11 protein-coding genes and 1 pseudogene are annotated in these 13,128 nt (G+C 62.5%); 8 read left to right on the forward strand and 4 right to left on the reverse strand.

Annotated elements, in window-relative coordinates; translation table 11 throughout:
- Positions 1-12 precede the first annotated feature (12 nt).
- A pseudogene (locus tag KSS93_RS18845) lies at positions 13-347 on the forward strand (hybrid sensor histidine kinase/response regulator); the annotation flags it as partial.
- Here KSS93_RS18845 and KSS93_RS18850 read toward each other — a convergent pair.
- The 3 genes from KSS93_RS18850 to KSS93_RS18860 form a co-directional block, all read right to left on the reverse strand.
- Positions 347-1,093, reverse strand: coding sequence for an SDR family oxidoreductase (locus KSS93_RS18850; protein WP_217885473.1), 747 nt, complete (start codon positions 1,091-1,093; stop codon positions 347-349). The pseudogene KSS93_RS18845 and the gene KSS93_RS18850 overlap by 1 nt on opposite strands.
- An 854-nt stretch (positions 1,094-1,947) precedes the next feature.
- Entirely contained in the window at positions 1,948-3,126 is a 1,179-nt protein-coding gene (locus tag KSS93_RS18855; RefSeq protein ID WP_217884504.1) for an integrase core domain-containing protein, read from the reverse strand.
- A 242-nt stretch (positions 3,127-3,368) separates the two neighbouring features.
- Positions 3,369-4,616: an IS256 family transposase gene (locus KSS93_RS18860; RefSeq protein WP_217885474.1), complete on the reverse strand. Its 1,248-nt coding sequence runs from the start codon at positions 4,614-4,616 to the stop codon at positions 3,369-3,371.
- Between the two features lie 210 nt (positions 4,617-4,826).
- Between KSS93_RS18860 and KSS93_RS18865 the strand changes: the two genes are divergently transcribed.
- Both KSS93_RS18865 and KSS93_RS18870 read left to right on the forward strand, forming a co-directional pair.
- Positions 4,827-5,177 carry a cupin domain-containing protein gene (locus KSS93_RS18865; protein ID WP_217885475.1) on the forward strand — a complete coding sequence of 117 codons (351 nt, stop codon included), beginning with the start codon at positions 4,827-4,829 and terminating at the stop codon, positions 5,175-5,177.
- An 11-nt stretch (positions 5,178-5,188) separates the two neighbouring features.
- Positions 5,189-5,530 carry a RidA family protein gene (locus KSS93_RS18870; protein ID WP_217885476.1) on the forward strand — a complete coding sequence of 114 codons (342 nt, stop codon included), beginning with the start codon at positions 5,189-5,191 and terminating at the stop codon, positions 5,528-5,530.
- Positions 5,531-5,607: 77 nt separating this feature from the next.
- On the opposite strand, the gene KSS93_RS18875 is transcribed toward KSS93_RS18870, so the two are convergent.
- Positions 5,608-6,669, reverse strand: coding sequence for a GlxA family transcriptional regulator (locus KSS93_RS18875; RefSeq protein WP_217885477.1), 1,062 nt, complete (start codon positions 6,667-6,669; stop codon positions 5,608-5,610).
- A 202-nt stretch (positions 6,670-6,871) separates the two neighbouring features.
- Between KSS93_RS18875 and KSS93_RS18880 the strand changes: the two genes are divergently transcribed.
- The 5 genes from KSS93_RS18880 (at position 6,872) to KSS93_RS18900 (ending at position 13,126) form a co-directional block, all read left to right on the forward strand.
- Positions 6,872-8,263: an NAD(P)/FAD-dependent oxidoreductase gene (locus tag KSS93_RS18880; RefSeq protein WP_217885478.1), complete on the forward strand. Its 1,392-nt coding sequence runs from the start codon at positions 6,872-6,874 to the stop codon at positions 8,261-8,263.
- Positions 8,264-8,273: 10 nt separating this feature from the next.
- A complete protein-coding gene (locus KSS93_RS18885; RefSeq protein ID WP_217885479.1) occupies positions 8,274-9,242 on the forward strand; it encodes an NAD(P)-dependent oxidoreductase in 969 nt (322 codons plus the stop codon).
- Entirely contained in the window at positions 9,239-10,690 is a 1,452-nt protein-coding gene (locus KSS93_RS18890; protein ID WP_217885480.1) for an aldehyde dehydrogenase family protein, read from the forward strand. The genes KSS93_RS18885 and KSS93_RS18890 overlap by 4 nt, the downstream gene beginning before the upstream one ends.
- A 116-nt stretch (positions 10,691-10,806) precedes the next feature.
- Complete coding sequence (locus KSS93_RS18895) at positions 10,807-11,754, forward strand: LysR substrate-binding domain-containing protein (protein ID WP_217885481.1); 948 nt, start codon at positions 10,807-10,809, stop codon at positions 11,752-11,754.
- A 115-nt stretch (positions 11,755-11,869) separates the two neighbouring features.
- Positions 11,870-13,126, forward strand: coding sequence for an aromatic ring-hydroxylating oxygenase subunit alpha (locus KSS93_RS18900; RefSeq protein WP_217885482.1), 1,257 nt, complete (start codon positions 11,870-11,872; stop codon positions 13,124-13,126).
- Positions 13,127-13,128 lie beyond the last annotated feature (2 nt).

The raw sequence follows: 13,128 nt of genomic DNA on the forward strand, positions 1-13,128 counted from the left end.
ACGGCCCCGTTGATGCCAGCACCGAAGAGCACGGCTCAGGACGCCCTGCTGCGGCGCCTGCAGGCGCTGGAGCAGGGCAACGCGCGGCTGCAGGCCGAAGTGCGCGAGCTGAAGGCAAACGTCGAGTTCGTCGACGGCCCCATGGCCCCGACAGCGACTATGTGCACATTCTGGCCAACGCCGCTTATGCCCGCCATGCCGGCATCCCCAACGTGGTCGGCCAGTACCTGCGGCAAATGGTGCCCGCCGAGGCCGACCAGTGGGTTGCCCGTTACGGGCATATGCTGCACAGCGCCGAGCAGTTGCAGTTCGAGCAGGCACTGGTGGCGACCGGGCGCGTATTGAGTCAGCGGCCACCGCCCAGGTCGAGGAAGCTGCCGGTGGAATAGGACGCCTTGTCCGACAGCAGCCACAGTATGGCTTCGGCCACCTCCTGCGGCTGCCCGCCGCGGCCCATGGGCAAGCCAGGCTCAAGCTTGGCGACCCGCCCGGCGTCGCCGCTCAGGGCGTGGAAACCGGTGTGGATGTAGCCGGGGCGCACGCCGTTGACGCGCACGCCCTCGCCTGCCACTTCCTTGGCCAGGCCAAGGGTGAAGGTGTCCAGTGCGCCCTTGGAGGCCGCGTAGTCGACGTATTCGTTGGGCGAGCCCAGGCGCGCTGCCACCGACGATACGTTGACGATCGCCCCGCCCTGCCCGCCGTGGCGCCGGGACATGCGCAGCAGCGCGTGCTTGGCGCAGAGCATGGGGCCGACCACGTTGGTTTTCATGATCTTGAGCAGGCGGAATTCGGACATGTCCTCGACGCGGCTTTGCGTGGCGATGGTGCCGGCGTTGTTGACCAGCGCGGTGACCGGGCCGAGGTCGTGGTCGACGCGCTGGAACATACGCACCACTTCATCCTCGACGCTGGCGTCGGCACGTACCGCGATGGCCGTGGCGCCGAGGGCGCGGACCTGGGCCAGCACCGAGTCGGCGGCCTGGTCGTCGGCGTGGTAATTGATGCAGATGCGGTAGCCCTGGTGTGCGGCCATTATTGCGGTGGCGGCACCTATGCCGCGGCTGGCGCCGGTGATGATGATGACCTTTTCCATGAGCCTGCCATGTGACTGGACGAGGGTTACAAGGTTAGGGGAAATGGGTGGGGTTGGGATAGGGGTGTTTTTTTGGGTTCGGGTTCGGGTTCGGGTTCGGGTTCGGGTTCGGGTTCGGGTTCGGGTTCGGGTTCGGGTTCGGGTTCGGGGTTTGATGGTGATTGCTTTGGGAGATGTATGCGCATTCATTGACGATCGCGGCTTTTATTCACCTTTCCGCCCTTACGGCGGCCTACTTTTGTCTTGGCAAAAGTAGGCAAAACCGCCTGCTCCTATCATCCGGCCCCCTACGCTGCGCTTCGGGGGTTCCCTCGCTCCGGGCTTGCTCCGGAGGTACGCGCCGACGGGCCGTCCCTGGCCCGATCGGCGCTCGACCGGCATCCATGCCGGTCGCCCTCCTACGCAATCCCTACGCTCGGCCTCCTGAAGTCGCGATTTGTGTTGTCTGAGCTATTGCGCGCTTAGAAGCAAGATCAAGAGCCAGATCAAGAGCCAGATCAAGAGCCAGATCAAGAGCTGGGATATTGGTTTAATTGTTATTGATGTGTTGTTTGTTCGGGCCCTATCGCCGGCTTGCCGGCGATTGCAATCCTGAGGTCCCACAAATGCAACTAGCGGTTAGCTGCGCCAGTGCAGGCGCCGCCCCTAACTTCGCGACTTCAGGAGGCCGAACGCAGGGATTGCGTAGGGGGGCGACCGGCATGGATGCCGGTCGAGCGCCGATCGGGCCAGGGACGGCCCGTCGGCGCGTACCCCCGGAGCAAGCCCGGAGTGAGGGAACCCCGGAGCGCAGCGCAGGGGCCGGATGAATGGAGCGTGTACGGGTCACCCACATGGGTTACACAAAAGTTCGCTCACATAGGTGACAACACCTGAAGTGTTACATAACCATCATCGGCATCTCGCTCATCGATCCTGCCGAGAATGATTGGGCCGAAAATAACATCCCACACCCCATCCCCGACTTGCTCCAGCCCAATGGTCTGATGCTTGAGCACGTAACCTACATAGATCCTCAAACCCCGGCGGTTGACGATGCCACTGCGATCAGCTGGCAGGCTCTCGATATGACTGGGGTAAGTCATTTCAGGTAGTTTTTCCGGGAACGGGCGTGGCGAAGGCTGGTAGCAGGACGCTGGTGTTTTCTGCTTCAGTGCTTCGTGGAGCCGCTCGTAATTGTAGTGTTGCCGGAAGCGGTCGAAGTGCCGTTGTTGAGCCTCCCAAGCCACTGCGGGCGGTGACGGAAGCGTACTTTTGAGTGTTCGGTGCATACGCTCGTGCCGACCATTTTGCTCCGGTCTGCCAGGCGCAATACGTTCAGGAATGATGCCTAGGCGCAGCCACCAGATGGACAGCTGGGAGAGCCCTGCACGCCCTTTACTGGCAAACGGCACGCCGTTATCGGTCCGGATACGTTCAGGTAGCCCGTTTTCACGAAAGACCTCAGTGAACACAGCCTGTGTCTCCAGAAAGTTCGTATTGGCCATGCTGTGGCACGCGAGCAAGAAGCGACTGGCGTGATCCATGATCGTCAACGGATAGCACCAGACCCCAGCTCCTGTCAGAAACTGGCCTTTGTAGTCCGCAGTGAAGAGCTGATTGGGCGACTCCGCCTTTTCAAGCGGCTTGGGATAGACCGCTACGCGCTGACGCAGGCGCCGCGGCTTGATCAGCTCGGCTTTCTTGAGGATGTTGTAGATCGTTGTCTTGGAGGGAGGCGCCTGGTCAGGAAAACGTTCCTGCAATGCGGCCTGGATCTTCTTGGGCCCAGGCTCCGTCTGGCCCTTGCCGCGTAATTCGATAATGGCCTCGCGAACGGCGACGGGTACAACCCAATCTTGCGTCAGCCGGCGACGGCTACGTTCCTCTAGGCCTGCTGGGCCAGCTTTCTCGAAACGCTCGACCCATTTGTAACCGGTCTTTCGACTGATCTCGTAGGCCTCGCAAAGGGCGCTGAAGCTAGGCGCCCCCTGGAGATAGTCAGCGATGAAAAGCACTTTCATGTCCATAGGTTTCAGCTCTCGCCAAGGCATGGTCAGATCCTCGAAAAACCGACCATGCCAGTTAAAAACTGTTACCTATGTGCGTGAACTGATTTGTAACCCATGTGGGTGAGTCATACCAGCGAGGATTTTTTGGTGACTTTTTGATCCTTCAAAAAGTTACCCGCCGTAAGGGCGGAAAGGTGAATAAGCGTCAATACGAATAATGAAGGGACTGTCAGATTTTTTGTGTGCGGGCCGGTAACTGCCTGCCGTTAGGCAGGCCCTGATTCTCACCAGGTCGGCCTGATGAACCGATCTCCGTACAAAATCGCAAATTGATTCATCGCGCTTTTCCAGTCATGGGCCGGTTTTCCCCAATTGGCTGTTATGTTGCGCAATCCCAGCCAGATCAATTTGGTCGCTGCGTCATCATTTGGGAAATGCCCACGAGTCTTGATGACCTTGCGTAGCTGGGCGTTGATGCTCTCGATGGCATTGGTGGTGTAAATCACCTTTCTGATGGCCGGTGGGAAGACGAAGAATGGAATCACTCGATCCCAGGCGCGTCTCCAGGCAGCCACCACTGTTGGATATTTCTCGCCCCACGGCCCGTTCTCAAACTCATCGAGTGCTTGCTCAGCCGCTTCCGCATTGATGGCTTGGTAAATCGGCTTCAGCTCCTTGGCCAGTGCCCGCCGCTTGTCCCAGGCCGCGTAGTCGAGGCTGTTGCGGATCAGGTGCACGATGCACGTTTGCAACGTCGTCTCTGGAAACACGGCACTGAGAGCCTCTGGCATACCTTTGAGGCCATCGGTCACGGCAATCAGCACATCTTCGACACCGCGCGTCTTGAGATCGTTAAAGACCTTCATCCAAAACTTCGCACCCTCGGTGTTCTCGATCCAGATGCCCAGGATATCTCGCGTCCCGTCGGGGAGAACGCCCAGGGCCAAGTAAATGGCCTTGTTGCGCACCAGGCCCTCTTCGCGGATCTTCACCCGCAGCGCATCGAAGAAAATGACCGGGTACATCGGCTCCAGTGGCCGCTGTTGCCACGCGCCAATCTCGTCCATGACCTCGTCTGTCACAGAGCTGATGAAGTCGGGTGAAACGTCCGTCCCATACTGCTCGGACAGAAAGGCTCGGATCTCTCTGACCGTCATTCCACGGGCGTACATGGCGATGATCTTGTCATCGAAACCGGTGTAACGCCGCTCATGTTTGGGGATCAGAATGGGCGCAAAACTACCGTCTCGATCGCGAGGGATTTCCAGTCGTAGCGGGCCATCGCCGGTCAAAACCGTCTTGCCACTCTTGCCGTTACGCTGATTGGTTTCATCCTCCGGGCGCTGCGCGCCCGGAGGATAACCCAGGTGGTGACCGAGTTCGGCACTCAAGGCACGCTCGATCAAGGCCTTCTTGAACGCCGCTGAGGCATCCTCGATTGCTTCTGCGGACATCAGGCCCTCGCCGAACTGCTCCAGCAGCTCTTTGGGGATTTTGGGCAGGTCACGCAAGGGTTTCTTTTTGGTTGGCATATATGCACCTCTTACTCATGTTATGCCCGAACACAAAATTTCTGACACCCTCATAATGAATGCGCATACAACTTTCAACACCAACACCAACACCAACACAAACAGATAAACAGATAAACAACCCCCATCCCACATCCCGTCCCAACCGTTATATCCCCCCCAGAACCCCAATGCCATATTGCCCCCCCAAAAAACCCAAAAGAGCCCAACATGCCCCAGCCCCTGACCGTAGTCCGCAACGCCCCAGAAACCCCGCTAGGCACCCCGGCCCCCGCCCGCCTGCCGATCGGCGACCCCATCGCCCAGGCCGCCACCGCCCAGGACCAAACCGACGAAGCCGTCGGCGCCAGCATCGGCGTATGGGAAAGCACCCCCGGCACCTTCCGCCGCCACCTGAAAAACCGCGAATTCAGCCACATCGTCAGCGGCCACTGCACCTTCACCCCCGACGGCGGCGAACCCGTCGAACTGCGCGCAGGCGACGCCGTGCTGTTCCCCGAAAACTGCGAAGGCGTGTGGCAAATCCACGAAACCCTGCGCAAAACCTACGTGCTGTTCTGAAGAAAAGCGCAATGATCGAACGTATCAACCCCGGCCCCCGCGCCAGCCAGATGGTGCTGATCGACGGCCGTATCGAAACCTCCGGCATCGTCGCCCTGGCGCCGCAAGGTGACATCACCGCCCAGACCCGCTGCGTACTGGCCCAGCTCGAGCAATGGCTGGCGCAAATCGGTGCAGGCAAGCACAACATCAGCCGGGTGCAAATCTGGCTGGCAGACATGGCCGAGTTCGCCGCCATGAACGCGGTGTACGACGCCTGGGTAGGTGACCAACCGCCCGTGCGGGCGTGTGTAGGGGCTGCGCTGGCAGCGCCCGAGTACCGTATCGAGATTCAGGCTTTCGGCCAGCGTTGAAATCGCCATCGCGGGGCAAGCCCGCTCCCACGTCGTAATTCAACGTGGGAGCGGGCTTGCCCCGCGATTCTTTTCGGCTACAACTCCGGGTCCAACCCCACCTTGTCGCCATGCCAATCGAACCGCTCCACCTCATGCCGGCGCTTTCTGAAGCTGTACGGCGTCTCGCCATACTGCTTGCGAAACCACAAGATGAAGTGCGAAGCATCGGAAAACCCGCAGGTCAGGGCAATGGTGGTGATGTTCTGGCTGGTGTTCACCAGCAGCCGCCGGGCATGGTCCAGGCGCAGCTTGCGCCAGTAGTTGGCTGGCGGCTCCTGGGTGTTTGCGACAAACTCGCGGTGCAACTGCCGCGGGTGGGTGCCCACCGCCTCGGCCACCGCCTTCAAGGTAAGCGACGCATCCAGGTTGGCGCGCATGAAGGCAATCGCCCGCTGCACCCGGTCGTTCTGGTACACGCTGTCGCTGGCCGCCTGCTCTTGCTGCTCCTCGGCGCGCTCGTCCACCAACAGGTACTCCAGGCCCTTCTGCGCGCGCACCGCGCCGCAATGGCGGCGGATCAGGCTGGCGGCAAGGTCGATGGCGGTGCCGCCCGGGCAGGTGATGATGCCGCGGTCGTCCACGTAGCTCTTGTCGATCACTGCGGTGGCCAGCGGGAAACGCTCCTTGAACTCATCGCGCAAAGTGAAGTGCAACGCGCAGCGCCGACCGTCGAGCAGCCCGGCCTTGCCCAGCACGAACGAGCCTGAGCACAAGGCAATGATCGGGATGTTCGCCGCATGCAGGTCGCGCAGCGCGTCCAGCAGCCACTCGGGCGGGTTGCGGGTTTGCTCCAGCAAGCCGCCGGCCAGCACGATGTAGTCGTACTGGGCCCACAGGTTCAGGGGCTTGGTGGGTGAAATGGGCATGCCGCAGCTGGCGGTGATCGGCTGGTCGTCCAGGGTCATCCAGTCCCACTGGCAATACACCTGCTGGCTGCGGAACGACTTGTCGGCAGCAAAGCGCAACGAGTCCACCAGGCCCGCCACCGGCACCAGGGTGAACTGGTTCATCAGCACGAAGCCCACCCGCAGTTCGGGCTTGACCGACAGCAGCGGTTGCGGGGCGTGATCGGTTTGTACTTGTTGTTCTGCGAACATGGCCTGTGACCTCTGGACATCCGCGTTTTGCGCCATTTTAAGCAGCGCCCGTCAGCCGGAATATCATAGATCTACCGGTAAATAGAAGCTCGCGGACAAGCGGCTTACCCGTACCATCAATTGTCATGGCTGTAATATCCGCCCCCGCGGGGCGCTGAGCATCATGTGGCCAACAAGACCAACATGCTCAGAGGCACCCTTTATGTACCGCGGATTCTGGTATGCCCAGGCGCTCGACCTGGACAACGACCTGGCCCCTGCCCTGCAGGACTCGATTCAAGCCGACGTGTGCATCGTCGGCGGTGGTTTTCTTGGCCTGTGGTCGGCCATCCGCCTGAAGCAGGCGCACCCCGAAAAGACCATCGTCATCGTCGAGCGCGACCGCTGCGGCTCCGGCGCCAGCGGGCGCAACGGCGGCATCGCCACCAACTGGTGGGGCAAGTACCTGTCGGTGCGTACCATCTGCGGTGATGTCGAGGCGCGGCGCATCTGCGAGGCGGCCGAGTCGGCCATCGACGAAATCGGCAGCTTCTGCCAGGAGCACGGCATCGACGCCCAGTACCGCAAGGATGGCTGGCTGTGGACCGCCACCAACCAGCGCCAGATGAACTCGTGGAAGGAGCTCACCGACGGCCTGCAGAAGCTCGGCGTCAACCCGTTCCAGGAACTGGATCGCCAGACCATTCGCGGGCGCGTAGGCTCGCCGCTGGTGCTGGGCGGCATCTTCGACCCCAATGCCGCCACCGTGCAGCCAGCCATGCTCGCCCGCGGCCTGCGCCGGGTGGCACTGAAGCTGGGTGTGCAGATTTTCGAAAAATCCCCGTTCACCCACCTGGTGCGCGGCAAACACCCGGTGGTGCACACCGCCAAGGGCCATGTGAAGGCCAACCACGTGGTACTGGCGCTCAACGCCTGGGGCGCGCAGTTCCCCGAGCTGCGCCGGATGATCGCCATCATGTCCAGCGACATGGTCGCCACCGCGCCGGTCAAGGCCAAGCTCGACGCCATCGGGTTCAGCCGCGGCGAGTGCATGACCGACTCGCGCACCGTGCTCAACTACTGGCGCAACACCCCGGACGGCCGGGTGATCTTCGGCAAGCCGCTGGGCCAGTTCGCCTACGCCGGGCGCATCGGCAACCTCTACGAAAAGCCCTCGCCTGCCGCTGACAAGGTGGCTGCCGAACTGCGCCGCCTGTACCCGCAGCTCGAAGACGTACCGGTGGTCAGCAGCTGGACCGGCCCGATCGACCGGGCCATGAAAGGCCTGCCCAACTTCGGCTACCTCGACCACCACCAAACCGTCAGCTACGGCATCGGCTTCTCGGGCAACGGTGTGGCCACCACGGTGTTCGCCAGCCGCATCATCAAGTCGCTGGCCACCCACGCCAACGACGAGTGGGCCAACTGCGGCCTGGTCAACCAGCAGATGAAGCTGCTGCCGCCAGAACCCTTCCGCTTCTTCGGCGCGCATATGGTGCGTGACGCCCTGGTGCGCAAGGAATCGCTGGAAGACCACGACCAGGATGCAGGCTTCATCACCCGCCAGCTGGTCGGCATGGCCCCGGCCGGCTACGTGCCGGCGCAGAAGAAATAAGGATTCGAGCATGAGCGAACATATCGTCTTTCTCGACGACGACGGCCTGGCGCCCTCGACCCGTCTCAAGCGCCCGGACTGCGCCCACACCTGGCAGCAGTTCGCCTACACCCACCCTGACCAGGTGCTGGAGCACCTCAAGGACGCCACGGTGGCGCTGACCTGCAGCGTGCCGCTGCGTGAAGAGCACCTGCGCCAGTTGCCCAAGCTTAAGATGATCTCGCTGGCCCTGACTGGCCGCGACATCGTCGATGTCGACTACTGCGAGGCCCACGGCATCGAGGTGTCCAGCGTGCCGGGGTATGCCGCCAACACCGTGGCCGAGCACAGCCTGGCGATGATCCTCGAGCTGTTCCGCCGCCCCGGCGCCTTCACCCGGCTGATGCGCCAGGTGCACGCCGGTGACAAGCCGCACCAGAACATCTACTTCAACCACCGTATCCGCGATGTGCGCGACAAGCAGCTGGCCATCATCGGCAGCGGCCCGATCGCCCTGCGCCTGGCCCACCTGGCCCGCGCCTTCGGCATGCAGGTGCTGTTCGAGGACCGTGGCGGCAAGCGCCGTGGCCCGGACTGCCGGCCGCTGGCCGAGCTGCTGAAAAGCTGCGACGTGCTGTCGATCAACTGCCCGCTGACGCCGGAAACCTACAACCTGGTCGATGCCCCGCAACTGGCGCTGATGAAGCCGGACGCGGTGGTGGTCAACACCGGCCGTGGCGGCGTGGTCAACGAGGCGGCGCTGATCGATGCGCTGCTGCACGGGCGCCTGGGCGGCGTGGCGCTGGATGTGGTCGAAGTCGAGCCACTGCACCCCAGCAACCCGCTGTTCCAGCTGATCGAGCGCGATGATTTCCTGCTCAACCCGCACATTGCCTGGAGCAGCGAGGACGCCATGCAGCAGTTGATGGACAGCGCCGTGCACAACATCACCGACTTCTTCGCCCGCCAGGGCACCGAAAAAAGGATTCGCAGCGCATGACCCTCGCCACCAAAAGCAGCTACGTCGATGGCGCCTTCATCGCCCTGGGCAGCAGCACCGACATGCTGGAAAACCGCAACCCGTCCAACCCCGGCGAGGTGATCGAGCGCTTCGAGCGCGCAGACCAGGCGCTCACCGAACAGGCCATCGCCGCTGCCCGCCGCGCACAACCTGCGTGGGGGCGCAGCAACCCGCAGCAGCGCGCCGATGCGCTGGACTTCATCGGCAGCGAGATCCTCGCTCGCCGCGAAGAGCTGGCCGTGCTGCTGGCCCGCGAGGAAGGCAAGATCGTCCGCGAAGCCCTGGGCGAAGTGGACCGCGCCGGGCGCTCGTTCAAGTTCTACGCCCAGGAAGCCCTGCGCGCCGAGGGCGAAAAATACCAGTCGGTGCGCCAGGACGTGGGCATCGACGTGTTCACCCAGCCGCTGGGCGTGGTGGGCATTATCGCGCCGTGGAACTTCCCCATCGCCATCCCGGCGTGGAAGATTGCGCCTGCGCTGTGCTTCGGCAACTGCGTGGTGTTCAAGCCCGCCGAACTGGTGCCCTCCTCGGCCTGGGCACTGGCCGAGATCATCTCCCGTGCAGGGCTGCCGGCCGGTGTGTTCAACATGCTGATCGGCCCGGGGCGCAGCGTCGGCGACACGATCATCCGTTCGCCGCAGGTAGACGGCATCAGCTTCACAGGCTCCGAGAACACCGGCCGGCAGATTGCCAAACTGGCCGCTGAAGGCATGAAGAAAGTGCAGCTGGAAATGGGCGGTAAAAACCCGCTGGTGGTACTGGATGACGCAGACCTTGAGCAGGCCGTGGAAGCGGCCCTGAACGGCTCGTTCTACAGCACCGGCCAGCGCTGCACCGCCAGCTCCCGGGTGATCGTCACCGAGGGCATTCACGACGCATTCGTCGCACGCCTGGCCGAGCGTACCCGCGCACTGAAGGTGGGTGATGCGCAGCAGGCCAGCACCGATATCGGCCCGGTGGTCGATGGCCGCCAGCTGGAGCAGAACCTCGCCTACGTGGCCAGCGGCCGCGAGCAAGGGGCCAAGCTTGTGTGTGGTGGCGAGGCCGTGGGAAACGCCGCGGGTGCGTACTTCTTCACCCCGGCGCTGTTCACCGAAGTGACGCCTGACATGCGCATCTACCGCGAGGAGATTTTCGGGCCGGTGCTGAGCGTGCTCAAAGTACGTGATTACGACGAGGCGTTTGCGGCTGCCGAAGATACCGCGTTCGGTTTGTCAGCCGGTATCGTCACCACCTCGCTGCGCCATGCCGAGCACTTCAAGCGCAACAGCTCGGCGGGGATGGTGATGGTCAACCTGCCCACCGCCGGGGTGGACTATCACGTGCCGTTCGGCGGCAACGGCGCCTCCAGCCTGGGCTCGCGCGAGCAAGGCACCCATGCGCGACAGTTCTTTACCCGGGTGAAGACCACCTACCAGTTGGCCTGACCGGGCCTTATCGCGGGGCAAGCCCGCTCCCACGCGTTCTCCGTGGGAGCGGGCTTGCCGATACAGTCACCGCCATCTGGCATACTCCGCCGATCCCCTGCCCCCTCGGTACAACAATGACAACAGCAGACGGCACCCACAAACCCAAAGGCTACCGGCGCATCATCCCGTCGATGACCGCCCTGCTGCAGTTCGAGGCTGTGGCCCGGCTCAACAGCTTCACCCTGGCGGCAAAAGAGCTGGGCGTGACCCAGGCCGCGGTGAGCAAGCAGATCAAGGTGCTCGAAGAAAACATCGGCGCCTTGTTGTTTCACCGTTCGCACCGCAACATTCAACTTACCGAAAGCGGCGAGTTGCTGTTTTCGATCATTTCCGACTCGTTGCAACGGGTCGCCAGCGCCTTCGATCAAATTGCCCAGGGCTGTGGCCGGCATGAAATAGTGCTGGGCTCCACTGCGCCGTTTTCACAACTTCGCATCATGCCCCGGCTTAACGCGCTGAATGACAACTTACCCAATATACAACTGCGCCTGGCCACGCAAATGTTCATGGGCGATTTGCGCACCCGCGAATATGACCTGGATATTCGTTTCGGCGATGGCAAGTGGGAGGACGGCACTTCGATCCTGTTGTTCGAGGAAGAGGTGTTCCCGGTGTGTTCGCCGGCCTGGCTGGCGCGCAACCCGGCCCCGGTAACCCTTGAAGAACTGGCCGTGGCCGGGCTGCTCGACGCCGCCTCCACCTCCGAGGGCTGGTACACCTGGCCCACCTGGTTCAAGGGCCTGGGCCATACCCCCAGCACCCTGCGCACCAACCTGCGCTGCAGCCTGTACACCGACTCGGTCAACGCCGCATTGCAGGGCTACGGCATCTCCCTGGGCTGGGGGCGGCTGGTCGAGCACCTGCTCGACAGCGGCGAGCTGGTGCGCCTGGAACCCTTCGTGGTCAGGCCCCGGGAGGCCTACTACGTGATCGTGCCCCATGGCCGGCGCGTCGACCAGCAGACCTGGGCCATCGTCCAGTGGCTGCAGGGCAAGGTCGCCACCCCCTCGGCGCATGAATAACTTGAAGTAATGCGAAGCGGAAAATTAACCGCATTGACGCTCCCTTAGGCCACTTTGATAATCAAGCCCATATAAAGCCTTGCTTATCCAATAATAAAAGTGCCTGAGGTTTCACATGATAACCGCCTCCCTCAAATCTCATCGGGCCCTTATTGCCGCGCGTCAACCGGGCGTGGGCATGGCCGGCGAACTGTACAGTCGCCAGGATATCTTCGACACCGACCTGGATATCTTTTTCTATAAACACTGGATTCAAGTTGCAGTCACCGCCGATGTGGAAGAACCCGGTGATGTATTCACCGTGGACATCGGCAAGGCCTCGGTACTGATCGTGCGCGACGACGACGAACAGGTGCGTGCCTACCGCAACGTCTGCCGCCACCGCGGCGCCCGGCTCAAGGCGCCCGGCAAGTCCACCGTCGGCATGCTGGTGTGCCCCTACCACCAGTGGACCTACGAGCTGGACGGCAGCCTCAAGCACGTCAAGAACATGGGCAAGGACTTCGACCCCAAGTGCCGCAGCCTGATCCCGGTGCACTGCAAGGTGATCGGCGCGCACATTCTGATTTGCCTGAGCGACAACCCGCCCGAGGACATCGCAGACCTCGAAGAGGTGATGGGCCCGCGCTTCGCCCCGTTCGACCTGACCAACACCAAAATTGCCTACGAGCTGGACTACGTCGAGCAAGGCAACTGGAAGCTGGTGATGGAGAACAACCGTGAGTGCTACCACTGCGAAGGCACCCACCCCGAACTGATCGTCTCGTACCAGTCCGAAGACCTCGGCGTGAGCTTTGACGAGATGACCGACGAGGCCCGCGCCTCCTTTGATGCCTATCAGATCCGCAAGGCCGGCATCGAAGCCGACTGGGAGCGTTCGGGCCTGCTGTGGCAGACCGTCGAGCACCTGGCCGACGACGCACCGACCCAGTTCCGCACCCAGCGCATGATCATCGCCGGCAGCGGCGAGTCGCAAACCCTCGACACTAAAGTGGCCTGCACCAAGCTGCTGGGCAACCTCACCCGCAAGGATTTGGGCGACACCCACCTGTGGGGCAACAACGCGTGGTGCCACGTGATGAGCGACCACGCCATGATCAGTTGGATCATCCCGCTGTCGCCCGAGCAAACCCTGGTGCGCACCAAGTGGCTGGTGCACAAGGACGCCGTCGAAGGCGTGGATTACGACCTGCAGAAGCTCACCGAAGTGTGGGTGGCAACCACCCAGCAGGACGCCGCGCTGGTGGCCATCACCCACAGCGGCACCCAGGACCCGGCCTTCGTGCCCGGCGCCTACTCGGTGTTCACCGAGCCCTACGTCGACCAGTTCGCGCGTTGGTATGCCTCGCGCCTGGCCGCCCACGGAGTGTGATG

This window comes from Pseudomonas xanthosomatis, from assembly GCF_019139835.1.
Lineage (GTDB): Bacteria > Pseudomonadota > Gammaproteobacteria > Pseudomonadales > Pseudomonadaceae > Aquipseudomonas > Aquipseudomonas fakonensis.